The 23640-nt window shown below is 41.1% G+C and carries 28 protein-coding genes and 1 other RNA gene; 7 read left to right on the top strand and 22 right to left on the bottom strand.

What is annotated here, in order from left to right; genetic code table 11:
* Nucleotides 1-12: 12 nt before the first annotated feature.
* Complete coding sequence (locus C6347_RS03395) at nt 13-1101, bottom strand: AimR family lysis-lysogeny pheromone receptor (protein WP_106071393.1); 1089 nt, start codon at nt 1099-1101, stop codon at nt 13-15.
* A 251-nt stretch (nt 1102-1352) separates the two neighbouring features.
* On the opposite strand from C6347_RS03395, the gene C6347_RS03390 reads away from it, so the two are divergent.
* Complete coding sequence (locus tag C6347_RS03390; RefSeq protein ID WP_106071392.1) at nt 1353-2420, top strand: site-specific integrase; 1068 nt, start codon at nt 1353-1355, stop codon at nt 2418-2420.
* Between the two features lie 73 nt (nt 2421-2493).
* Here the strand turns inward: C6347_RS03390 and ssrA are convergent.
* The 7 genes from ssrA to C6347_RS03355 form a co-directional block, all read right to left on the bottom strand.
* Nucleotides 2494-2856, bottom strand: a transfer-messenger RNA (tmRNA) gene (gene ssrA / locus C6347_RS03385).
* Nucleotides 2857-3032: 176 nt separating this feature from the next.
* On the bottom strand, nt 3033-3503 hold the full coding sequence (gene smpB / locus C6347_RS03380) for an SsrA-binding protein SmpB (protein WP_060597311.1): 471 nt from the start codon (nt 3501-3503) through the stop codon (nt 3033-3035).
* A 139-nt stretch (nt 3504-3642) separates the two neighbouring features.
* Entirely contained in the window at nt 3643-5985 is a 2343-nt protein-coding gene (rnr, locus tag C6347_RS03375; RefSeq protein WP_066030364.1) for a ribonuclease R, read from the bottom strand.
* A 19-nt stretch (nt 5986-6004) separates the two neighbouring features.
* Nucleotides 6005-6751: an alpha/beta hydrolase gene (locus C6347_RS03370; protein ID WP_060597313.1), complete on the bottom strand. Its 747-nt coding sequence runs from the start codon at nt 6749-6751 to the stop codon at nt 6005-6007.
* Between the two features lie 124 nt (nt 6752-6875).
* Nucleotides 6876-7109 carry a preprotein translocase subunit SecG gene (gene secG, locus C6347_RS03365; RefSeq protein ID WP_003212746.1) on the bottom strand — a complete coding sequence of 78 codons (234 nt, stop codon included), beginning with the start codon at nt 7107-7109 and terminating at the stop codon, nt 6876-6878.
* A gap of 186 nt (nt 7110-7295) precedes the next feature.
* Nucleotides 7296-7586, bottom strand: coding sequence for an AbrB/MazE/SpoVT family DNA-binding domain-containing protein (locus C6347_RS03360; protein WP_060597314.1), 291 nt, complete (start codon nt 7584-7586; stop codon nt 7296-7298).
* Between the two features lie 17 nt (nt 7587-7603).
* Entirely contained in the window at nt 7604-7846 is a 243-nt protein-coding gene (locus C6347_RS03355) for a helix-turn-helix domain-containing protein (protein WP_106030503.1), read from the bottom strand.
* 153 nt (nt 7847-7999) lie between these two features.
* On the opposite strand from C6347_RS03355, the gene C6347_RS03350 reads away from it, so the two are divergent.
* The 3 genes from C6347_RS03350 to catR all read left to right on the top strand — a co-directional run bounded on the left by C6347_RS03350 (nt 8000) and on the right by catR (nt 9339).
* The gene (locus tag C6347_RS03350) at nt 8000-8404 is read left to right on the top strand and encodes a helix-turn-helix domain-containing protein (RefSeq protein WP_034660010.1); all 405 of its coding nucleotides are present in this window, start codon (nt 8000-8002) and stop codon (nt 8402-8404) included.
* 130 nt (nt 8405-8534) lie between these two features.
* The gene (locus C6347_RS03345) at nt 8535-8936 is read left to right on the top strand and encodes a helix-turn-helix domain-containing protein (RefSeq protein ID WP_106071391.1); all 402 of its coding nucleotides are present in this window, start codon (nt 8535-8537) and stop codon (nt 8934-8936) included.
* An 82-nt stretch (nt 8937-9018) separates the two neighbouring features.
* A complete protein-coding gene (catR, locus tag C6347_RS03340) occupies nt 9019-9339 on the top strand; it encodes a catDE operon transcriptional regulator CatR (protein ID WP_034660013.1) in 321 nt (106 codons plus the stop codon).
* A gap of 80 nt (nt 9340-9419) precedes the next feature.
* On the opposite strand, the gene C6347_RS03335 is transcribed toward catR, so the two are convergent.
* Genes C6347_RS03335 through C6347_RS03320 form a run of 4 tightly spaced genes read right to left on the bottom strand, consistent with a single transcriptional unit; the run spans nt 9420 to nt 12877 of the window.
* Complete coding sequence (locus C6347_RS03335) at nt 9420-10109, bottom strand: ABC transporter permease (protein WP_034660014.1); 690 nt, start codon at nt 10107-10109, stop codon at nt 9420-9422.
* A gap of 21 nt (nt 10110-10130) precedes the next feature.
* Complete coding sequence (locus C6347_RS03330) at nt 10131-11048, bottom strand: osmoprotectant ABC transporter substrate-binding protein (RefSeq protein ID WP_106030505.1); 918 nt, start codon at nt 11046-11048, stop codon at nt 10131-10133.
* Nucleotides 11049-11061: 13 nt separating this feature from the next.
* Nucleotides 11062-11715, bottom strand: a complete 654-nt coding sequence (locus C6347_RS03325) for an ABC transporter permease (RefSeq protein ID WP_060597318.1) — start codon at nt 11713-11715, stop codon at nt 11062-11064.
* Between the two features lie 13 nt (nt 11716-11728).
* Nucleotides 11729-12877 (bottom strand): betaine/proline/choline family ABC transporter ATP-binding protein, encoded by a 1149-nt coding sequence (locus C6347_RS03320; RefSeq protein ID WP_034660016.1) that lies wholly within the window; start codon nt 12875-12877, stop codon nt 11729-11731.
* Between the two features lie 269 nt (nt 12878-13146).
* On the opposite strand from C6347_RS03320, the gene C6347_RS03315 reads away from it, so the two are divergent.
* Complete coding sequence (locus C6347_RS03315; protein WP_060597715.1) at nt 13147-13683, top strand: GbsR/MarR family transcriptional regulator; 537 nt, start codon at nt 13147-13149, stop codon at nt 13681-13683.
* A gap of 55 nt (nt 13684-13738) precedes the next feature.
* On the opposite strand, the gene C6347_RS03310 is transcribed toward C6347_RS03315, so the two are convergent.
* A complete protein-coding gene (locus C6347_RS03310) occupies nt 13739-14371 on the bottom strand; it encodes a MarC family protein (protein WP_060597319.1) in 633 nt (210 codons plus the stop codon).
* A gap of 180 nt (nt 14372-14551) precedes the next feature.
* Here C6347_RS03310 and C6347_RS03305 point away from each other — a divergent pair, with 180 nt between their 5' ends.
* Nucleotides 14552-14902: a hypothetical protein gene (locus C6347_RS03305; RefSeq protein WP_223250421.1), complete on the top strand. Its 351-nt coding sequence runs from the start codon at nt 14552-14554 to the stop codon at nt 14900-14902.
* A 49-nt stretch (nt 14903-14951) separates the two neighbouring features.
* Nucleotides 14952-15416 (top strand): GNAT family N-acetyltransferase, encoded by a 465-nt coding sequence (locus tag C6347_RS03300; protein ID WP_081311373.1) that lies wholly within the window; start codon nt 14952-14954, stop codon nt 15414-15416.
* A gap of 22 nt (nt 15417-15438) precedes the next feature.
* Here C6347_RS03300 and C6347_RS03295 read toward each other — a convergent pair whose 3' ends face one another.
* The 9 genes from C6347_RS03295 to C6347_RS03255 all read right to left on the bottom strand — a co-directional run bounded on the left by C6347_RS03295 (nt 15439) and on the right by C6347_RS03255 (nt 23632).
* On the bottom strand, nt 15439-15720 hold the full coding sequence (locus C6347_RS03295; protein WP_066030362.1) for a hypothetical protein: 282 nt from the start codon (nt 15718-15720) through the stop codon (nt 15439-15441).
* The gene (locus C6347_RS03290; RefSeq protein WP_106071390.1) at nt 15717-16085 is read right to left on the bottom strand and encodes a zinc metalloprotease; all 369 of its coding nucleotides are present in this window, start codon (nt 16083-16085) and stop codon (nt 15717-15719) included. Before C6347_RS03290 ends, C6347_RS03295 begins: the two co-directional genes overlap by 4 nt.
* On the bottom strand, nt 16082-17479 hold the full coding sequence (locus C6347_RS03285; protein WP_060597322.1) for a hypothetical protein: 1398 nt from the start codon (nt 17477-17479) through the stop codon (nt 16082-16084). The genes C6347_RS03290 and C6347_RS03285 overlap by 4 nt, the downstream gene beginning before the upstream one ends.
* Complete coding sequence (locus C6347_RS03280) at nt 17451-18218, bottom strand: ATP-binding cassette domain-containing protein (RefSeq protein ID WP_060597323.1); 768 nt, start codon at nt 18216-18218, stop codon at nt 17451-17453. Before C6347_RS03280 ends, C6347_RS03285 begins: the two co-directional genes overlap by 29 nt.
* 58 nt (nt 18219-18276) lie before the next feature.
* The gene (locus C6347_RS03275; RefSeq protein ID WP_060597324.1) at nt 18277-18546 is read right to left on the bottom strand and encodes a hypothetical protein; all 270 of its coding nucleotides are present in this window, start codon (nt 18544-18546) and stop codon (nt 18277-18279) included.
* A 258-nt stretch (nt 18547-18804) separates the two neighbouring features.
* On the bottom strand, nt 18805-20097 hold the full coding sequence (gene eno, locus C6347_RS03270; protein WP_003212752.1) for a phosphopyruvate hydratase: 1293 nt from the start codon (nt 20095-20097) through the stop codon (nt 18805-18807).
* Nucleotides 20098-20127: 30 nt separating this feature from the next.
* Nucleotides 20128-21663: a 2,3-bisphosphoglycerate-independent phosphoglycerate mutase gene (gene gpmI, locus C6347_RS03265; RefSeq protein WP_106030511.1), complete on the bottom strand. Its 1536-nt coding sequence runs from the start codon at nt 21661-21663 to the stop codon at nt 20128-20130.
* Nucleotides 21656-22417 carry a triose-phosphate isomerase gene (gene tpiA / locus C6347_RS03260; protein ID WP_106071389.1) on the bottom strand — a complete coding sequence of 254 codons (762 nt, stop codon included), beginning with the start codon at nt 22415-22417 and terminating at the stop codon, nt 21656-21658. Before tpiA ends, gpmI begins: the two co-directional genes overlap by 8 nt.
* Nucleotides 22418-22447: 30 nt before the next feature.
* Entirely contained in the window at nt 22448-23632 is a 1185-nt protein-coding gene (locus C6347_RS03255) for a phosphoglycerate kinase (protein ID WP_034660025.1), read from the bottom strand.
* Nucleotides 23633-23640: the final 8 nt, after the last annotated feature.

The following is a 23640-nucleotide window of genomic DNA, read 5'->3' as shown; positions in this document are numbered from 1 at the left end:
ACCTCCTGACTATTAGAGTTTATAGTCAAGTTCCAATTTTTGCAACTCTAGTTTAGGAATATTAGCTCTGAAATACTCCCTTTTTTCTGAGAAATAGTGAAGTGATAACAGAATTTTATCTGCTCTCACCTCTTTTACTCCATCGAATAAGTATGCATATGGTTTAAGGCGTTCATCACTATAATAGTCAGATAATTTTTTATGTTCCTTTAGATTTTTGGTGAATTCAGAAACATTATATCTAGAATCAATATTAGTCTTCCAATAATATTGTAAAATTGCTATCTCCTCTTTATTTTGTAAAATCTCATCTACTCTTTCTGGATGCTGCTCAATGAGATTTAAAAGTTTATTATAATAAGTTATTGATTTTTCATAAGATGTTAAGAAATAAGATAACGCAAGCAGATGGTTAGCAGTTATTTCATGACTTTCACTAACTTTGTTTTCAAGAAGTGAAGTGGCTGCAAGTCTTGCAAGTTCAACATTATTTTCTTGCTTCAGGTAAACATTTGCTAATACCTCATCTATTCTGGCACTGAAACTCTTCCTCAGAAAAGGGTCTTTCATGTTATTCATACAAGAATCTGCTTTGTTAATATACAGATGGGCCATATCATACTTCCCCAAATTATAGTAACCATAAGTTTCAAGGATTAGCAACAATATTTTTGCTTCTTTTGTTTTGAAATTATTCATGCGTAACTTACTAATATTCTGCATGTCAAAATTTCCTCTATAATTCAAAATCCATTTATACAGTATACAAGGTTCAGGAGCAACCGCTGAATATTCTACAATCAAGTATCTCATAACATCGAACATTTTTTGTGTATAACAATACTCCAAAGCACAAAAAATGTATTTTTTATCTATTCCACTTTTACAGTAATCTTTCATCAATTCTTTTTCTTTATCAGGAGATATGTATTGAACAGCTTGAATAACCATCCAAAAGGCTATCTCTTTCCCAGAGAGAAATTTGCTCATATAACCTTTAGTTATACCAATACTTTTTGCAATCTCTATCTGAGTATTTTCTGATGTATCTAGTCTTTCCTTTAATATTCTCCCAATATCCTTTTTTTCCTTGACTGTCATAAATATCACCTTTTCAATAACAATTTACCATTCTACTGAGAAAAATTATGTCGAATTGTGGCGATGAAAGTTAGAATTATTTGATTTTTTGGATAAAATGCATTCCTTTAATTCTTTATTATACCATATTTTACACGTTTTTCTTGATGACATAGTCGTATTTTTTATAAACCAAACTTTTAAAAAAACAATATTAATGCTATCTTTATAACTAATCTAAGAGAAAATGGAAATTTGTTAGAGGTGAAATGATGCCTGTATACAAGGATAAGAGAACCAATACATATTACTTTGCAAAAAGAATCACTTTAAGTGACGGAACAAAAAAACAAGTGAAACGAAGAGGGTTTAAAAAGAAGAAGGATGCCAAAGAGGCCGAAGCAGAGTTGCTACTCGGCTACAATGATGAAAAAGTAGCTGAGATTACTTTTCAAGAAGCTGCTCAATCTTATTTTGACTGGTATCAAGCTCGACGAAAAAAGTCATCAATTCAGGTGATTAAAAACATCATCTTCAACCACCTAATACATGAATTTGGACAAATGGAAATAAAGAAAATTTCTCCAAGACATGTAATGCTTTATCAAAATAAAATCATTAATAAATATGCTCCTGATTTTCTTAAAAAAATCCATTCTACCTTATCAGCCGTATTCAACTTTTCAGCGAAGTATCATGGTACTGAGAATAATCCAGCGAAAGTAGTGGGTAATTTTGAAGTGACTGTTAATAAAAGGTTGAATTACTGGGAGTTTGAAGAGTTTAAAACATTTATAAGTGTGGTGGATGATCCATTGTACGAAGCATTCTTTTCAACGCTTTATTTTAGTGGGGCGAGAAAAGGAGAGTTGCTTGCCTTAACATGGGCTGATGTCAATTTTGAAGAAAATTATATAGACATTAATAAGACGGAATATAACAGAGAAATTACCCCTCCAAAAACAGCTGCATCTATTAGAATTATTTTGATGCCAAATCAAGTAATGGATCTATTAAAAGGCATAAAAAAAGACGCTGAAAAAATAGCGCCAGTTAAAAATGATTATAGAGTTTTTGGAACGTTTTACGATAGTATAGCTACCAGCACTATAGACAGACGTTATGCTAAATATTTAAAAGAATCGAATGTCAGAAAAATTGTTATTCACGAATTCAGACATTCTCATGCCTCATATTTAATAAATAAGAATTGTAATCCTTTAGTGCTAGCCAATCGTTTAGGGCACTCAGATGTTGCAGAAACTTTAAACACTTATAGCCATCTGTACCCTTCCAAACAAAAGGAAGTTGTGGCTTTCATGGAAGAAGAAATTTTCTAAAATGATGCCAAAATGATGCCAGTCCCACATCAAGGGCTTTCAAACCCTTGATACGACTGCATTCTAAAAGTTTTGATGGAGACGGTGGGAGTCGAACCCACGTCCAGAGACATCGATTACTTAAGCGTCTACGAGCGTAGTCAACATATTTCGTGTTCACTCATCCGCATGCCTGCTGACGGGCGCTTGGAGAGCTAGTCTGATGGATCTCTTCTTACGTCCTCAGACGGAAACGTAAGCGTAGCCTACTTCATTGGGCTCCTCACAGACACATAGGCGATGTCAGGAAGAGCTCGCTGCACTTATTAGGCAGCTAGTGCTAAGTTTTGGTTAAAACTTTTAGTTTTGCCAGTTACATTTAAGTGCGTGTTAACGAGATCGCCTCTCGGCTCGCAGCCTAAGCTCGAACCATCCCTGTCGAATCCGTAACGTCCCCTTGTAAAAGGGATATACGGGATGGAAACGTTCAGCTTAACTGCTTCCGTATATAACTATTATAACAATCTCTTCGCTTGAAACAACTGGTGGTTTCTGTAAGAAAAGCAATGATTGTTTACTGCATAACATATTGTAGCATAATGCTTCCGCTCTCAGCAAGACATCTGCATGAATCTAGAATTGCTTTTGGCGATCACGGAAAGCACGCTCGATTTCACGTTTTGCATCTTTTTTCTTCAGATCGTCACGTTTATCATATTTCTTTTTCCCTTTACCAATTCCGATCAGCACTTTGGCAAAGCCATTTTTTAAATAGAGTTTCAGAGGCACGAGTGAGTAGCCCTCTTCCTTTGTCGCACCAATCAATTTGCTGATTTGCTTGCGATGAAGCAGCAGCTTTCTCGTTCTCAGCGGATCATGGTTATAACGGTTCCCCTGCTCGTATGGGCTCACGTGCATGTTGTGAAGAAACACTTCTCCTCGCTCGATTTTGGCAAAGGAATCTTTTAAATTCACTTTTCCTGCACGAATCGATTTGATTTCAGTTCCTTGTAACACAAGGCCGGCTTCATACGTTTCTTCTATAAAATAGTCATGATTTGCTTTTTTGTTTTGGGAAACAACCTTTCCCTCTCCCTTTGGCATTGGCGTACACCCTCCTTTTGACACAAACACGGTCCAAATCGTACGGATTATTTTATCAAACAATCCAGCTTTCGACAATGCTGACGCCATATGGTCAAAAAGCAAATAGAGCGTGACGCCCTATTTGCTTTTTGGCACGTTACTTTTTCTTTTTACGCTTTTGTTTTGGCGCGTTATCAAATACGCGTTTTTTCTTTTTTTTCTTCTTACTGCCTGTGAACCAGTCACTTCCGCCTTTATCTTCCTTTGGTTTATCCCCAGAGGTATTTTGACCTCCGCGTCCTTTTTTCGCTGGTGAATCTGTCCGTTTTTTGAACTTAAAATCTTTTGGCGATTTACGGCGGGTGCCTTTCATACCGACGATTTCAAAATCAATGGAGTGCTCATCTTTATTGACACTAACCACTTTGACAGTGATTTCGTCACCGATACGGTAGACATTTCCTGTCCGCTCACCGATCATGGCAAAGTGCTGTTCATCAAAGCGATAGTAGTCGTCTGTCATGTAGCTGACATGGACAAGACCTTCAATTGTATTCGGCAGTTCAACAAATAGTCCGAAGTTCGTCACGGAACTAATCATGCCATCAAACTCTTCACCGATTTTATCAAGCATAAATTCTGCCTTCTTGAGGTCATCTGTTTCACGCTCTGCATCGACTGAACGGCGCTCCATAGTAGACGCATGATCTGCGATTTCAGGCAGCAGCTGGCCCCACTTTTCTAAGGTTGCTTCGTCTGTTTTTTTCTGAATCAAATAGGTTCTGATCAGTCTATGCACGATTAAATCCGGATAACGGCGGATCGGTGATGTAAAGTGCGTATAGAATTCCGTTGATAACCCAAAATGGCCGATGCTTTCTGGATCATATTTCGCCTGTTTCATCGAACGAAGCATCACGGTTTGTATCACAACTTCTTCTGGTTGATCCCTCACAGCATCAAGTACACTTTGAAGGGCACGCGGGTGGATGTTTGTCGACGTTCCTTTCACAATGTAACCAAACGTTGTCACGAACTCTAAAAAGCGCTGAAGCTTCTCAGGATTTGGTTCTTCGTGAATTCGATATATGAAAGGTACATTCAACCAGTGGAAATGCTCTGCAACCGTTTCGTTTGCAACAAGCATGAATTCTTCAATTAATTTCTCTGCGACAGATCGCTCACGAATGACAACGTCTTTCGCCGCTCCTTCATCATCTACAAGCACTTTTGCTTCCTTGAAATCAAAGTCTACTGCTCCGCGCTCCATTCGTTTGTCGCGAAGAATCTCTGCAAGCTTCTCCATCTCTTGGAACATTGGCACAAGCGGCTCATATTTGTCTAAAAGCTCTTCGTCTTGGTCGACTAAAATCTTATTCACATCAGAATAGGTCATTCTTTCCGTCGTTTTGATCACACTTTGGAAAATCTCATGTTTGACGACCTTCCCATTTCGATCGATGACCATTTCACAAGACAGGGTGAGACGATCGACCTTCGGATTCAATGAGCAAATACCGTTTGACAGGCGGTGCGGGATCATCGGAATGACGCGGTCTACGAGATACACACTCGTTCCACGCTCATAAGCTTCCTGATCAATCGGGGAGTTCTCTGTGACATAATGAGAGACATCTGCAATATGCACCCCTAGCTTATATTTGCCATCATCCAGCTTTTGCACCGTAACGGCATCATCTAAGTCCTTCGCATCTGCTCCGTCAATTGTTACAATCGTTTCGTTGCGCAAGTCACGTCTGCCTTCCAGGTCTTTTTCATCAATCGTTTCAGGTGTGTCTACTGCCTGCTGAAGCGCTTCTTCTGGGAACTCACCTGGCAGGCCGTGTTTATGAATGATCGATAATATATCAATGCCAGGGTCATTTTTATGACCGAGGATTTCAGTCACTTCGCCCTCTGCACTCATTCTTCCTTCTGGGTAGCTTGTCAGCGTCACGACCACTTTATGCCCTTCGACCGCTCCATTTTTAGCGGATTTCGGGATGAAGATATCGGTTGTGATTTTTTTATCATCAGGAATGACAAAGCCAAAGCTTTTCGTTTCTGTGTAGGTACCGACAACCGTCTGAGTATTACGCTCCAGAATTCGGATGACAGTTCCTTCTTTTTTTGTGCCGTTTGATTTGTGGCTGACACGAACCATGACCGTATCACCATTCATCGCTGTGCCTAGCTCATTAGGCGGAATGAAAATATCATCCTGTCCAAACTCTTCTGGTGTCACAAATGCAAAACCTTTTGCATGAGCAGACAGCTTTCCTTTTACCAAGTTCATTTTTTCTGGTACACCGTAGCGATCGCTGCGCGTGCGAACAATGAGTCCTTGATCTTCCAGCATCACAAGTGCTTTGACGAGCTCTTTATAATCATCAGGATTGGTAATCTCCATCATCACTTCCAGCTCTTGAACGGTTAACGGTTTATAAGCTTCATCTTTCATAAAAGCGAGTAATTCATCCATAAATTCTTCTTTTTGCACACTCTAACCCCCTATATATTTAAATTGACCAATTAAGTGATTCTAAGAATGCATATACATCCTGATGAACCTTCTCACGCTCTTTATCAAGCGTGATCACATGGCCTGATTCTTCATACCATTTCAAATGCTTTTGATCTGTCTCTACTTCGTTATAAATGATATTCGCACTGTCTGTATTAATCATATGATCGTGACGTGCCTGAACAACAAAAGTAGGTGAATAAATCATGTCGACATTGTTTCTGACATCTGCAATCAGTTCTTGCAGGCTTTTGAGTGTATCCATTGGCGTTTTCTTGAACTCTTCCATTTCCTGTTCAATCTGCTCCTCTGACTTACCCTCGAATTTCTTATAGTTACGGGCATATTCTAGTACACCCTGGTACATGACTTCTTCACTTTTTATGTACATAGGTGCACACATAGGTACAATTCCCTTTACAGGTACAGTGTAACCTAATTTCAATGAAAAAACTCCTCCGAGGGATAGTCCGCAAACCGCAATTTCCTCATAGCCTTCATCTTTTAAGAATTGATAGCCTTCTTCTACATCTTTCCACCAGTCAGCCGGGCCAGATTGGACAAGCTCTTCTGGCGGCACACCGTGTCCTTTATATTGAGGTGCATGGCATGTATACCCTCTTTCGTTCAAATAACGGCCTAGCATTCGAACATCGGCTGTATTCCCAGTAAAACCGTGAAGAAGAAGCACCGCCTTTTCTCCACCTTTAAACGTAAATGGTTTCGGTGTAACAACTTTCATGATGTGACTTCCTTTCCTTCTGATATGGTTTATATTTTCCACTTGTATGTATGAAACAAACACAAAAGAGTGCTGATAATAAAAAAAGGTCTGAAAAAAGATCAGACCTTCTGTTACTCGCGCCTTACACGCCTAGATATGCCAATGCAAGTGTTAAGATGAAGAAAAGCACTGACAAAATAACCGTTAATCGGTGAAGTATCAAGTCAAGGCCTCTCGCTTTTTGCTTACCGAAAAGCTGCTCGGCTCCACCTGAAATAGCGCCTGACAGTCCAGCACTTTTACTTGATTGTAACAATACAACGATGATAAGTGCGATACTGACAATTACGAGTAATGTGATAACAAATGCGTGCATGAAAACACCTCCAGACAAACTGGTACACATAACTTTATTTTACATGAAAACAAGGTGCATGTCACGAAACATCAAAATAAAGATTCCCTCTATATTGTCGACTTTATTCGTTATTTTGATTCAATTTCATTCCAAAGAGTAGTATGCAGCATTTTTTATATGCAATTTTCGGTTAAAAATACGTTTTTAACGGGTTGCTTCTTCTTTCAATAGCTGTTTTAATTCTACTAACAAACGTTCAGCTCCTTCAGGACTCAGCATCACATTCCCATTTCCATAGCTTTTGTTATACTTCGTCACTTGTCCAGTTAACAGGCAGCTCTTATCTGCATCATATTTTTTCAGCATAATGGTTTGATCTTCAATGAAAATTTCTAATAGCTGCTCTTCTTTAATATTGAGCACCTTGCGCATTTCTGAAGGCAGAACAATTCTGCCTAGTGAATCAATATGTCTGACCATCCCAGTTCTTTTCAACGACATTGCCTCCTTGATCATTTCATTCGTTGACTTTTGTCAATATCTTCATAGTAAAATAGATCTTCAAATTTTTTATCAAAGTAATGAATCATTTTGCCAATGACAAGCTGGCCTGGTTTCCGGTGACCATTTAATACCCTGCTGAGTGTGGCAGGAGAAATGCCAATTTCATCAGCGAGCTGATTTAAAGACATATCGTTTTCGATCATATACTGCATGACAAAAGCCCGCCTGATCTGAATCTTTTCGACCATCATTACAACCTCCTATGGAATCAATATGTACAACGTGCAGGTGCTCACATGAAACAGATCTATTAACTTAAGTCAACACTTTTACCCCTCTGCTATTTCCTTTGGTCAATGATCATACTAAAATAAGTCATATACTGAAATGTGAGGTTCGATGTCATGAATCACTTTGGTGAACAATTACGCATTTTAAGAGAAAATAGAAAAATGTCTGTCAATCAACTCGCCATGTATTCAGGTGTAAGCGCTGCTGGAATTTCTCGTATTGAAAATGGAAAGCGCGGTGTGCCAAAACCTTTGACTATCAAAAAATTAGCACATGCCTTGAAGGTGCCTTATGAGGATTTAATGCTGCTTGCCGGTCATATTGAACAGGAGCAAGTTCATGAAATGAAACCAAAATATGAATCCATGTTGAAAATCTATCAAACGGCGCTTCAAAAGGATGTAGAACATCTTCCTATTTTTGATGGGGACAAATGGGAAAGGCTCTCCGCACAAGACATCAGCCAGCTGAATGAATACTTTCTCACGCTCATCAACCAAAAAAAGGCGAACAAATAGCGGGGCATAAACCTAATGTACATCCACTATTAACTAATGTCAATATTTTCATAGTATACTTGTTGCCAATAGTCAACAAATCAGATAAAATAGACATATCTAATCTATAACCATGTGAGGTTTTGCCTTGATGAACTTTGGTGCATATTTAAGAGCATTACGTGAGGAAAAGAAGCTGTCAGTGAACCAATTAGCGATGTATTCAGAGGTCAGCGCTGCTGGTATTTCTCGTATTGAAAACGGGAAACGCGGTATTCCAAAGCCTCCTACGATTAAAAAACTAGCCGGTGCATTAAAGGTCCCTTATGAGGAAATGATGCAGGCTGCGGGCTATATTGAGGAAGCCTCTTCTGTCCATCAGTTGAAGGAAGAGGAAATGGCATTATCCAAAATAAAGGAAGCTGCATCGCTATATGAACTTGGTGATCTCGAAATATTTGATGGAGACATTTGGTCAACTCTTTCGAAAAAAGAAATAGAGGATCTTAACCGCTATCTGTTATTTATGTTAAACAGCCGTTCGTCATCATAGAATGTTTTGAGCATTGACAAGCTTTTCGAGCTGATTTATGACAGATTTACGGTATAATGAGTTCAGATTGGAGTGAAGAAAGATGAATCAATCTGACATGTGCCCGCGGTTTGAAAAAGCAGTTGAGTTATTGAGTAAACGCTGGGTTGCACTGATTGTTTTTCAGCTTCTCTCAGGTCCGCAGCGCTTTAGTGAAATTGAGGCTGCTCTGACAAATTTAAGCGGAAGAGTATTATCTGAGAGATTAAAAGAGCTGGAAGCAGCAGGCATTGTAAAACGGGAGGTTTTTGCTGAAACACCCGTGCGCATTGAGTATTCTTTAACTGATATGGGGCGTTCCCTTGCACCCGTTTTTGAGGAAATTTCGAAGTGGTCCTCTGAATGGATCACGCTTGAATCATAAAATACCTGCATGTGAACCGCCTGATCATCATAAAACAACCTCCCTTACAGATGTAAGGGAGGTTTTGTCTTTTTAACCGCTTAAGCAGATGTGATGTTTTTTGCAGCTAATGCTTTTCTTTCTTTTTTCTTGTTAGTTGGGCTTAAATAGCGTTCGAGCCAGCCCATGACTAGGTCAGCGATAATGGCCATGAGCGCAGTTGGAATAGCACCTGCTAAAATGATGGCTGTTCCATTTGTGGCGTTTGATCCTCTGATGATGATATCACCTAGACCTCCCGCACCAACAAATGTCCCAATCGCTGTAATGCCGATGGCGATGACAAGGGCGGTTCTTAAACCAGCCATAATGACCGATAAAGCAAGCGGTAATTCAACCATTCTCAGCACTTGCCATTTCGTCATGCCCATCGCTTTACCCGATTCTAAATAAGCATGTTCAATGCTGACAATCCCTGTATACGTGTTGCGGATGATCGGCAGAAGCGAATACAGAAAGAGTGATAAGATGACTGTATTTGCGCCAAGTCCTAATACAAGCATCAGCACGGAAAGCATCGCTAACGCCGGTATGGTTTGTATAACATTGGTAATGGCGAAGATCCAATTGCTCAGCTTACGGTAATGCGCCACAAAGATGCCTACTGGAATTCCGACAATCGCCGCAAACAGCACCCCATACGCTGACATGAGAAAATGCCGATAAAATTCTTCTAACACATATGAACCGTTCTGCTGATAATACGTCCATAATTGCTGCAGTGTGTCCATCAGCCGTGACACCTCCCCATCTTACTCAAAGTAATTGTGCTTTTTTAGGAAATTTTTCGCAACGGTGGCTGGTTCTTGAAGCTCCCCGTCGACTTGATAGTTAAGCTCTTGCATTTGCTCTGTATCGATTTTTCCGATCAGCCTGTTGATCACCTTATCAAGCCCTGGGTTCTCTTTTAGGACTTTTTCCGGGACAACTGGCGATGCATCATATGGCGGGAAAAACCGCTTATCATCTTTTAAAATTTTGAGGTCATAGGCTTTGATTCGTCCATCTGTTGAATAGGCAAGCACAATATCCATTTTTTCATTTTTTAATGCATCGTAGACTAAACCAATCTGCATTGGATACGTGCTTCCAAATTCAATTCCGTATGTTTTCACGAATCCTTCATAACCGTCGCCTTTCTTTTTGAGCCAAATATTATCGACACCGAACCGGTAATTTTTCGCATTCTTTTTCAAGTCAGAGACGGTTTCTAACTTGTTTTCCTTCGCCATCTTTTGCGTCACGGCAAAGGCATACGTATTATCAAAGCCATAGGAATCAAACCATTTGTAATCATAGCGTTTCTTAAATTCTTTTTGGACGATCTCCATCGCACGCTCCGGGTCTTTTTCCGCATCCATTCCAAGCGTACTCGTCAAATCTGTCCCTGTATATCTTGTGGCAGAAATGTCGATATCTCCGTTTTCCATTGCTTTCTGCTGTACGGTATTAGAGCCTAGGTTTTTCACAATGGTTGTCTTTTTATCTGTGTAATGTTCGATGATATCGCTAACCATGTAGGCCATAATTTCTGATTCGGTAAAGTTTTGTGCTCCAATTCGCAGCGTATTGCCTGAGGAGCCGGCTAGTCCAGGAAGTGAACAGCCGCTTATCAATAGCAAGCATCCGGCAAGCAGTGCACTGATCCATTTTGTTTTTCGATTCTTCACATAAGCCAACTCCTTATGAAACTTCCTTCAATCCTTTTAAGCCTTCTGGTGTTACTTTTTTCTCCAGCTTCATCAATGAAAAGTCGATGATGACCGCTAAAATGGTGACTGGGATGGCACCTGCAATAATGTATTCCGGCTGGTATAGCTGAAGTCCAATCAAAATGTAGTCACCAAGACCTCCTCCACCGATAAAAGCAGCAAGTGTTGTCCAGCCAATTAAATAAATCGTTGACGTTCGAACGCCTGCCATAATGATCGGTACAGCAAGCGGAAGTTCCACAAGACGAATTTGTTCCCATGTGGTCATGCCGATCCCTTTACCGGATTCAAGCATGTTTTTGTTCACACCTTGGACGCCCGCATACGTATTTCTCAAAATAGGCAATACCGAATAGAAAAAGAGAGCAACGATTGCAGGTATTTTCCCCACCCCCAAAATAGGAATAAAAAATGCAAGAATCGCTAAACTAGGGAGTGTTTGAAAGATATTCACGACACCGATGACAAAACCTGCGCCTCGTTTCATTCGTGTGAGAACGACGCCTAAAGGAACGGCAACGATAATTCCTAGCACGACGGCAATTAAGGAAATATATAAATGCTCCCACATTTTTGTGAGGAGTTCCCCACCATTTTTCTCTAGAAAATCGATGATTTGATCCATGTGTCCACCTCCCTTAGTTCATTTCAATGGCAGACGCCGGCGTATCGTCTCCCCAAATAGAGTCGTACACAACATCTACAAGACTTGCCCGTGTTACAATGCCTTTTAAATGCCCTTTGGCATCCACAACCGGTACATATTTAATACCGCGTATTAAGATTTTCCGAACGGTGTCTCTTAGAAGTGCGCCTTCTTGTACAGTATAGAACTCTGTATTTAAGATCTCACCAACGAAAGCCGCTTTTCTGCGGTTCGCATCGATTGTTTCAATATCGATATAGCCTTTTAGCACATGATGTTCATCTACTACAAGCAAGGAATCGACCCGCTTTTCTCTCATGATGTAGATGGCATCAGTCAACGTTTGTTCGACTGTAATGGTGACTGGTGACGTGTTCATCATTTGTTCTACACGTTCCATATTCGGATTTGATTGAAGCAGGCGCTCTTTTCCGATGAATTCTTCTACGAACTCGTTGGCGGGGTTACGCAAAATATCTTCAGGTGTGCCTACTTGGACAATCTCTCCATCTTTTAAAATCACAATTCGGTCAGCGAGTTTAATAGCTTCATCCATGTCATGTGTGACGAATACGATGGTTTTATTTAACGTTTTTTGCAGTTTCTTAAATTCTTCCTGCAATGTATCTCGTGTAATTGGATCAAGTGCACCAAATGGTTCATCCATGAGGATCAGAGGGGGCTCTGCTGCCAGTGCGCGAAGAACTCCGATGCGCTGCTGCTGTCCTCCACTGAGTTCATGAGGATAGCGCTCTAAAAATTCCGGGCCCATGTCGACGAGCTTCAGCAGTTCGCGAGCTCGTTCTTTCCGTTTTTCTTCCGGCCATTTTAAGAGCTTCGGCACAAGTGAGATGTTTTGCGCGATGGTCATATGGGGGAACAGTCCAATTTGCTGAATCACATAACCGATTTCTCTTCTTAATTGAACTGGATCTTTTTTCATAATATTTTCTCCCTCGATGAAAATGTTTCCTGAGGAAGGTTCAATGAGTCGGTTGATCATCTTCATGGTTGTTGTCTTACCACAGCCACTCGGTCCAATAAAACAAATAAATTCTCCTTTTGCTATTTCTAAATCAATATTTTTGACAGCTTTTTTTCCGCCTTTATACGTCTTAGATACATTCTCTAGTTTCAGCAAATGAGACACCTCCAATTAGTTGGATCTATATATTCAGAAAATTTACACCTTATTCATTATAGTGCAAACTTTATAAAATAAAAAGTTTATGATGTGTTTGTATTGCATAAGATTTATATAAAATTTTCAGTTAACGCTGTAATATCTAGAGATCTCTCCTTTTTCCTTCAAATTACTAGCAATTACTCAATATTTATTGTTTTCATCAACAAACAGGTATATGATATATTGTGTTACAAATTGTCAGTCGTGAAGGGATGAAGCGGGGAGTGGACAAGCAAGCGTTAGGCGCCATTCAAAAAGCACAGGATCATTATATTGAAAAAGCTGCGGAGAACATGAATGCCTTTGGTCTTTCTTCTACAGTGGGTAGAGTGCTTGGTATCATTCACATGAACCGTAAACCAATGACGCTGGAAGAGCTATCAGAGGCGACCGGCATGAGCAAAACGAGGATGAGTCAAGTCGTTCGAGAAATGCTCGATTTGAATATTGCGGAAAAGGTTTATGAAAAAGGAATACGTAAAGATCTTTATGACGTTGAGCAAGATCAATACCAAACGTTTATTTCATTGTTTGCAGCCAATTGGTCCCGAGTTGTCAGCAAAAACCGGAAAGCACATAAGAAAACGTGCAAGGAATTGCAAGAGCTGCTTGAACAGGACGACTTACCTGAAGAAACAGAGGATAAAATCAATCTGCTTCTTTCAGAAATCAAGGAAAGTCTTGATTACTATGATTGGATTAGCCGCTTAATTGAATTCTTTGAAAGTGAAGAAGTATTTAAGCATGTGCCGAAACCTTAAAAAAAGCTGTTTTATTTTACATCATTGTAGAAAAAAACAGCTTTTTTATATACACTTATGACATAAACATCGGAAACATCCCTTTTAAGCCTGCGCCGATCATCTCAACTGCCACTACAGCAAGAATTAATCCCATCAAACGCGTCACAACATTCATCTCTGTTTTCCCCATTTTCCGCATAATGAAACTGGAATAATGAAAGGCATAATACGTCATGGCAAGAACAATGATAATGCCGATTAGAATCGAAAACATGTGGAGCATCCCTTGACTTCCCGGGGTTAAACTCATTACTGTAGCGATTGTACCGGGCCCAGCGATGATCGGGATTGCCAGCGGCGTAACGGAGATATCTGCCTTCTCTTTGCTTTCTGCCTTTTCCTCCGAATGAGGATTTTGGACGTGTGATTCTTTTGCATTCAGCAAATTGTAAGCGATACCAAAAATAAAAATACCTCCGGCGATGCGGAGTGCATGAATATCGATCCCAAACAATTTGAATATGAGCCTGCCTGCCAATAGAAAGGCAATCAAAATAATGAAAGAGACCACGATGGCTTTTTTGGCTGTCTGAGCGCGTTCTTTCTCTGTATAGCCTTCTGTTAAGGTGATGAAAAGAGGCACGTTTCCAATGGGGTTTGATACAGCAAATAATGAGACCACAACATGAATCATAAAGGAAATCAACAGACACCCTCCTTTTTTCATAGTGTCTGCCAAACTGATGTGAATATTCCCTTTGATGTTAAAACCTGTTTATCTTTAACCGATGATAATAGAGGTTTAAAGAAAGGGGTTCACACTTGAAAAAACCATTACGATCATTCTTCTGTCTGTTGCGGTGTTAGGCGCAGCTGGCTGGATTGTTTGGCAGCAGCAGAGGAAAAACATCAGCAAGAAAGCAAAACGAACACTAAGCAGCTTTCGAAGTTAAAATCAGATCAAACGGATATGAAGCATGAAAACGATGAACAAAAAAAGCAAATAGCCACCGTCACAAAAAAGCTCAAAAAAGAAAAGAAAGCCTATGAAAAAGAGGTCAAACAGCGTAAAGCGCTTGAGATAAAAGTCGACCAGCTTCAAAAAGAGCTGGCAGCAGCAAAAGCTACTGCTCAAGCGAATAAGCAGACCGCACAGGCTACAAGAAAACCAACTGTCAAAAAAGACCCGAATGTCACTCATCACCCTCCCTCTCAGGTGGGTACAGGACCAATATGATTGGGGCGTGAAACAAGGGTATATGAAAGAATAGAAAGGATGAAAACATGTGATACAGATTCGACCATTATCTCATGATCAATCTCTCCCTATGGATCTTTTACTATTAGCTGATCCTTCAAAGAAAAAGGTTCTCGCGTATGTGCAATCCGGCTCTTGTTATGCCGCCTTTCATGAAGAGGATGTGATTGGTGTTTATGTGCTATCATCGCTACCTCAGCATACAGTCGAAATCATGAATGTTGCTGTGAAGGAGTCATGGCAAGGAAAGGGAATTGGGAAACAGCTGATCCGTCATGCGATCGCTGAAGCGAAAGCCGCTGGTTTCCATAGGATTGAAATCGGCACAGGCAACTCGAGTATTCAGCAGCTCGCACTTTATCAAAAATGCGGCTTCCGCCTGACTTCGATCGATCGCGATTTCTTCCTTAAGCATTATGATGAACCGATTTATGAAAACGGGATTCAATGTATGGATATGGTACGGCTGTCTCTCACTTTTCAAGCAGACTGACTATTTGCTCAGCCTGCTTTTTTTATGCTCTTCGCTTTTTCACAGCTTGAATCACATATTGAATGAAAAAGTATAGCACAGCGCCAGCTAAAAAGCAGACAACACATCCAAAAAGCGTCGCCTCTGAGCTGAATTGATACTCTTCAATTTTCATGATATAAAATGGCATACCAAACAGTGTTGGACTTGATTCAACATGATTGACTTCTAGCAGCAGTAAAAAGACAGGGGTCATAAACACAGCAAATATATACAGCATCGCAAGTGTTAAGCCGCTAGAAAACGAATGAAATACTTTGATCATCTCTTTCTCTCCTTCATCTCTTTTAAACTGGCTGTGATATTTTTCCCATCTGGGCAAGCTGGATGCAGCATCACAGTGTTCAGTAAAGAAAAAAACAGCAGCTGATGACTCACCGGATGCTTCCACATTAACAAAAGCACACTCGAGCAGAGCACAGGAAACAGCGGACCCGCAAGTGCCACCATCAGATTAAAGCTCGGCCGGGCAAATGTCTCATGGACGATCGCCACTTGCTTCCAATCAATCATCATCACAAAATCAAAAAGGGGTCTTTTTTCGAATTTGTTACACACCATGACCATCAACATATGACCGAGTTCGTGAATGAGCACAACAGCTAGTAAACTAATGACAAGCCCCATCATCGCAATACAGGCCTTTTTAACATCGCAGCATATATACAACTGAAAAAGGCAAGTGAACCAAGCAGATAAGCGGTGGCGAGAAGAGATACATCAGATGAAAGCCATTCTAATAAAAGCATATCGATAAAGCTGAATACAGCAATCATCAACACGATCACAAACAGCTTATTAAAATCACTGATTTTCACGACAAACCCTGTACAGGCCGCCATGGCGGTAATCAATAAAATGGACAAACTCGCCAATCCATGACCTTCACTTTCAATACCGATCACCAAATAGGCAAGCCCAATATACACAAAATATGTCAGCAGATTAATGGTGTAATAAAATAACATTCTCGACATTAAATAAGCGCCCTTTGATGTATTTAACATAAAGATGGCCCTTTGATTGATATGATATTCCCTGCCAATCATCAGCGGAAGCATGATCAATATTTCCTTTAACGCAAACTGCACAATAAAGGCATACAGCCAGCCAGTTTCTGCCGGGGTAAAAACAAATGGCAGCCCCACCGTCAAACAAATGAGAAAGAGAAACAAAATGCCTTGCTCTTTAAAAACAGCTGATCGGCTGAAATAGACCAATTCCTGCCGCAGATGCGTCAGAAAGGAAGAGTGCGTTCTGATTTTCTGGTAGGAAAACGACTTCACCTCTTTTTTCAGCTGCAAAAACATCTGATGAACATAGCAAGCTGCTAAACCCTTCACCCATAGCCATCCAGCGCTTAGGATGATGACAAGTAACAACAGATAGACAGCCGGCCATACATGGATCATCTCCACCGCTTTTTGAAAAAGGAGAAATATTAGTACATGAAGCGCCGCAAAGCCGATCGTTTGAAGCAGCAAATGCTCTTTTGTTTTTGATACGAAATGGCTCACACCGATCCGCAGCAGCATCCATGAAGAGACCGTATAAAGTGCCAATATGCAACATGTGATGCAGACAACGATGATCCAATACAGAGATGGAGTGACACCCGTGATCAAAAGACCTAATATAATCGGTAAAAAAAGCAGTCCAGCCATGAGGAAGCAAAAAAGAACTGGAAAGAAATACGCACAAAGGACAAAGGATACACTTTGTATCGCGCTGTTCAAAAAGTAGAATTGATATTCTTGGCGCTTCAGTTTATTCCGGGATAACACAATCCCTGCTCCTAATAGTAAGAGCGACATTTTGACAAATTGGAGGTATAGCGTAGCTGGCTCACTTTCACCTACCTGCATGTAAAAGCGCAGGCTGATGACAACGTATATCGCATAAATCAGCAAGAGAAAAACGGCAGCTGCGAGAAGCTGCAAAGGATACTTTTTTCCAAGCTGCTTTCCTTTCGCTGTCAGCATGCCCCATTCTATTTTATGAAGAACGTGTCGTGTCCAAATCATTGAGTAACCTCTCCACCTGCATATAGTAATCTCGATTTACTTCTTTATAAATCTCTTCAAGTGCCTGATGAGGAAATGTCTGAGTCGTTTCTTGGCGGGACATATTCAGCTTGACGTCACCATTTCTTAAGATCATGAGATGGTCATATAATGTATCACCAAAGCTCAAATGATGAGTTGATATCAGAATGCCAGCGCCTTGATCTCTCAGCTTCATGAGCACCTTTTTTAAGATAATCATCATATCTGGATCAAGTCCGTTCGTTGGCTCGTCGAACACATAATAATCACATGGCCTGAGAAGCTGCGAAATGATTTGTGTTTTTTTTTGATTGCCATGGGACAGCTGAGCGATTGGCTGATCCATATACGGACTCAGCTCAAACAAATCGATGAATGTCTCTTCACGTGTGATATCTTGCTCATGTGGCAGCTGAAGTAATTGAAAGTATTCCCTCGGTGTTAAATAATCGAACAACGCATGTTCGTCAGGAATATAGGAAACGTGTTTTTTCAATAGGGAAATATGTGCTGAGGATTGAAGGTTCAGCTGTTCACCATGTAAGGAAACAGAGCCAGTAAATGGCGTTAGCCCAAACATAGCTTGGATCATTGTTGTCTTTCCTGCACCATTGTGTCCTAAAAGAAGCATCGTTCGGCCTTTCTCTACGTTCATTTGTATATGGCGGAGAGAGAAGGTGCGGCTATACGTTTTTTCTTGTATTTGTAATGTCAGCATCATATTCCTCCGTTTGTTTCAGATGGAACAGATGACCTCGCATCTGTTCTCATCCCTGTTAGAAACCGCATTTGATTTTCACGTACATGCCTAAGAACTTGAATTCGCCTAAAAATTTAGAGCCTTTTCCAAAGGTCTTGCATGCCCAAATCAATGCTGCGACTGTCACAATACCTAAAATAGCGGCAAGGACATAAATCCAAAATGCATTTTTCTGTATGTTCTTAGAAGTTAGAATTCGTTGCTTCCTTTCATCATAGGCCGCCAGTAGGTGAAGGACATACATATACACACCTACTGGAAAACGAAGGCTAAAAGGATTCAGCATCTCATCACCCCCTAATATATGTAAAATGATACCACCCCCTTACAGAAAGCATAAGTTCATTTCAGATCATATTTTTAGTCGATTTTTCATGATTTAGTGCTTATAAATGGAGGGGATTTTGACTGCTTCTCTAACTGAAGGAGGATTTTTTACAAAAATAGGATAAGACAAATGAATTAGCTATCGGATTTCGCTCAACACAAAAAAAACGCTGCGTCCCGCTCTCATGAAAGAGCGGGACGCAGCGCGTAGCTGGCATTATTTATTCAAGTTATAGAATGTTGCAATGCCGTGATATTGTGCTGTTTCAGCCAATTGATCTTCGATGCGAAGTAATTGGTTGTATTTCGCCACACGGTCCGTACGAGACGGAGCACCTGTTTTGATTTGTCCAGCGTTTGTTGCAACAGCGATGTCTGCAATTGTGCTGTCTTCTGTTTCACCAGAACGGTGAGAGATGACTGCTGTGTATCCTGCGCGTTTTGCCATTTCGATTGCATCAAATGTTTCAGTTAATGTACCGATTTGGTTTACTTTGATCAGGATAGAGTTACCGACACCATTTTTAATACCTTCAGAAAGCTTCTTCGTGTTTGTCACGAATAAGTCATCTCCTACTAGCTGAACCTTGCTGCCAAGGCGCTCAGTTAATAGTTTGTGACCTTCCCAGTCGTTTTCATCAAGGCCGTCTTCGATCGAGATGATTGGGTATTTCGATACCATATCTTCATACCAGTCAACCATTTCAGCAGATGTTTTCACAACACCTTCGCCTGATAAATGATATTTACCGTCTTCTTTGTTGTAGAACTCAGAAGATGCAGCATCCATTGCAAGTTTCACTTCTTCACCTGGTTTGAAACCAGCTTTTTCAATCGCTTCTACGATTGTTTGAAGTGCTTCTTCGTTAGAACCAAGGTTTGGAGCGAATCCGCCTTCGTCACCTACAGCTGTGTTTAAGCCTTTTGCACTTAATACAGATTTCAGGCTATGGAAGATTTGTGCGCCCATGCGAAGTGCTTCACGGAAGTTCGGTGCACCTACAGGCATAATCATGAATTCTTGAATGTCTACGTTGTTATCCGCATGCTCTCCGCCGTTGACGATGTTCATCATCGGCACTGGAAGCGTTTTGGAGTTGAATCCACCAAGGTATTGGTAAAGTGGAATTTGTAAGAAATCAGCAGCCGCACGTGCTACAGCGATAGATACGCCAAGGATTGCGTTTGCGCCTAATTTCCCTTTGTTTTCTGTTCCATCAAGTTCGATTAACATTTTGTCAATCGCTACTTGTTCTGTTACATCAAAGCCTAAAAGTTCTGGTGCAATGATTTCATTTACGTTGTTTACAGCTGTCAGAACACCTTTTCCAAGGTAACGGTCTTTGTCTCCGTCACGTAGTTCTACTGCTTCATATTCACCAGTAGAAGCACCACTTGGTACTAATGCACGGCCAAAGCCGCCAGATTCTGTGTAAACTTCTACTTCAACTGTTGGGTTACCGCGAGAGTCTAATACTTCGCGTGCATATACGTCAACAATGTATGGCATCGTTATTTCTCTCCTTTTGAATCAATTTTTTTATTTCTGAATCAATGATGTTCCTGTCATCTCTTTTGGTTTTTCAAGACCAAGTAAGTCTAAAAGCGTTGGAGATAGATCGGCTAGAATGCCGCCTTCTCTAAGCGTTGCACCTTTTTTCGTCACGATTACTGGAACAGGGTTTGTCGTATGTGCAGTATGCGGCTTGCCTTCTTCGGTTATCAGCACGTCTGCGTTACCGTGGTCTGCCGTGATGATGGCATGTCCGCCTTTTGCTAGGATTGCGTCGACTACAGCTCCTAAGCACTCATCTACTGCTTCAATGGCTTTGATTGTTGGCTCGAGCATACCTGAATGACCAACCATATCCGGGTTAGCAAAGTTCAGGATGATCGCATCATGCTTATCAGCATTGATGTCTGCAACAAGTGCATCCTTTACCTCGTAAGCGCTCATTTCTGGCTTGAGGTCATAGGTTGCCACATCTGGCGAATTGATCAAGATGCGGTCTTCACCAGGAAATTCTTCTTCACGCCCACCACTCATAAAGAACGTCACATGAGGATATTTCTCTGTTTCAGCAATCCGCAGCTGTTTCAATCCATTTTGAGAAAGCACTTCTCCTACTGTGTTATCCAAATTCACTGGTTTGAAGGCGACATAGCCATCAACCGTTTCACTGAAGTGTGTAAAGCAGACGAAGTGTAAATCCTTCGGATGTGCTTCCCCGCGATCAAATGAGCGGAAATCTTCATTTGTGAAGGTGTTCGAAATTTGGATCGCACGGTCTGGACGGAAGTTATAGAAAATCACAGAGTCGCCGTCGTTTACTTTTGCAACTGGCTCACCATTTTCTCTCGTGATGACAGATGGAATAACGAATTCATCGTAGATTCCATTTTCATAGGAGTCATCAACGACATCATAAATGTTTTGATAACTTGGGCCTTCACCATACGCCATCGCGCGATATGCTTTCTCCACACGATCCCAGCGTTTGTCACGGTCCATTGAGTAATAGCGTCCAGAAAGTGTTGCCACTTCTCCGACACCGATTTCTTTGATTTGTTCTTCAAGCTGTTTTAAGTACACTTTGGCTGTCTTTTGACCAACATCACGTCCGTCTAAGAAACCATGAATGTATACCTTTGTTAAGCCTTCTTTTTTCGCCAGCTTCAGCAGGGCAAAGAGATGCTGGATGTGGCTGTGCACACCGCCGTCTGACAAGAGACCGAATAAATGAAGGGCCTTGTCATTCTCTTTTGCATAAGTCATTGCATCTAGGAACGTTTCGTTTTTCTCAAATTCCCCTTCACGAATGGCAACATTCACTCTTGTTAAGCTTTGATACACAATGCGTCCTGCACCGATGTTCAAATGCCCAACTTCAGAGTTCCCCATTTGACCTTGCGGGAGGCCTACTGCCTCACCTGAAGCCGTTAAGGTTTGATGCGGGAATTCATTCCAGTAGCGGTCGAAGTTCGGTTTCTTTGCTTGGGCAACAGCGTTACCGACTGTTTCGCCTCTTAAACCGAATCCATCTAAGATGATTAATGCAGCTGGTTTCTTACTCATATTGACCTTCCTCCAATAATTGAACGAAAGACTGAGGTTCTAAGCTTGCGCCGCCTACCAAAGCACCGTCAATATCGGATTCTGCCATATATTCTTTAATATTCGCCGGCTTCACGCTTCCGCCATATTGAATGCGAAGGCTGTCTGCCGCTTCTTGACCATATTCGCTTGCAACCGTTTGACGGATATGCGAACAAACATCGTTTGCATCTTTCGCTGTAGAAGATTTCCCTGTACCGATCGCCCAGATTGGCTCATATGCAATGACAGATTCAGCGACTTGCTGAGTCGTTAAACCAGCTAGTGCTTTCTTCACTTGATTAGCGACAAGTTCATTTGTTTTGCCAGCTTCACGCTCTTCAAGCGTTTCACCTACGCAGATAATTGGAACGATGCCATGCTTGAATGCAGCATGTGCTTTTTTGTTCACTGTTTCATCTGTTTCAGCGAAGAATTCACGGCGCTCTGAATGACCGATCACTGAGTAGCCGATGCCAAGATCTTTTAGCGCAGCAGGGCTGATTTCACCAGTGAATGCACCATTTTCTTCAAAGTGCATGTTTTGTGCACCAATTTTAAGGTCTGTTCCGTTAGAAAGGCTGTTTAGCTTTTCAAGGAAAAGTGCTGGCGCACAGACAATTGATTCCACTTTGTCAGGAGATGGAATGGATGACTTGACTTCTTCAACGAAGCTAACCGCTTCGCCAAGTGTTTTGTTCATTTTCCAGTTCCCAGCTATAATTGGTTTTCTCATGATTGACACTTCCTTATAGCAGTTTTGGTCTTATTTATCGTTTAATGCAGTAACACCTGGAAGCTCTTTGCCTTCCATAAATTCAAGTGAAGCGCCGCCGCCTGTAGAAATATGGCTCATCTGATCAGCAAGACCAAACTTCTCAACAGCTGCTGCTGAGTCTCCACCGCCAATGACAGAATATGTATCTTTTGCTTCTGCCAGTGCTTCTGCGATTGCTTTTGTTCCTTTAGCGAATGCATCAATTTCAAATACACCCATTGGTCCGTTCCAGACAACAAGTTTGCTGTTTTTAATGACATCAGCATACTTCTCTCTTGTCTCTGTTCCAATATCAAGTGCTTCTAGATCACTTGGAATTTCAGAGATTGGCACAATGCTTGTATTCGCATCATTTGAAAAGTCGTCGGCTACCAGAACATCTGTTGGAATCAGGAAGTTCACGCCTTTTTCTTTTGCACGGTCCATAAAGGATTTCGCTAAATCTACTTTGTCTTCTTCTAATAAAGATTTTCCTACTTCGTGGCCAAGTGCTTTCACAAATGTGTAAGCAAGTCCGCCGCCGATGATGAGGTTGTCCACTTTATCCAGAAGACTTTCAATCACACCGATTTTATCCTTTACTTTTGCACCACCGATAATCGCTGTAAATGGGCGATCAGGGTTTGAAATGGCTTTTCCTAGAACCTCAAGCTCTTTTTGCATGAGGAAGCCCGAAACAGCCGGAAGATATGCTGCAATACCAGCAGTGGATGCATGTGCACGGTGTGCAGCACCGAACGCATCATTGACATACACATCGGCTAAATCAGCAAATGCTTTTGATAATTCAGGATCGTTCTTTTCTTCACCAGGATAGAAACGAACGTTTTCAAGCACTAGCACATCTCCTTCTTTTAAGTCAGAGATTTGCTTTTTCACGTTGTCTCCGTAAGCTTCATCCGCTTTTTTCACTTCTTGTCCAAGAAGCTCTTGCAGACGTTTTGCCACAGGTGTCAGACGCAGTTCTTCAGTAACTTGACCCTTCGGACGACCCAAATGACTAGCTAGCAGTACCTTTGCGCCTTGTCCTGTTAAATACTCAATCGTTGGTAATGCTGCGCGAATACGAGTATCATCCGTCACTTCTCCGTCTTTCATTGGAACGTTAAAATCTACGCGGCAGAACACAACTTTACCTTTTACGTCAATGTCTTTTACTGATTTCTTATTCATGCTCGTCA

This window comes from Bacillus sp. NMTD17 (genome assembly GCF_002998735.1).
Lineage (GTDB): Bacteria > Bacillota > Bacilli > Bacillales > Bacillaceae > Bacillus.
This window is presented reverse-complemented; position numbering and strand designations above follow the sequence as displayed.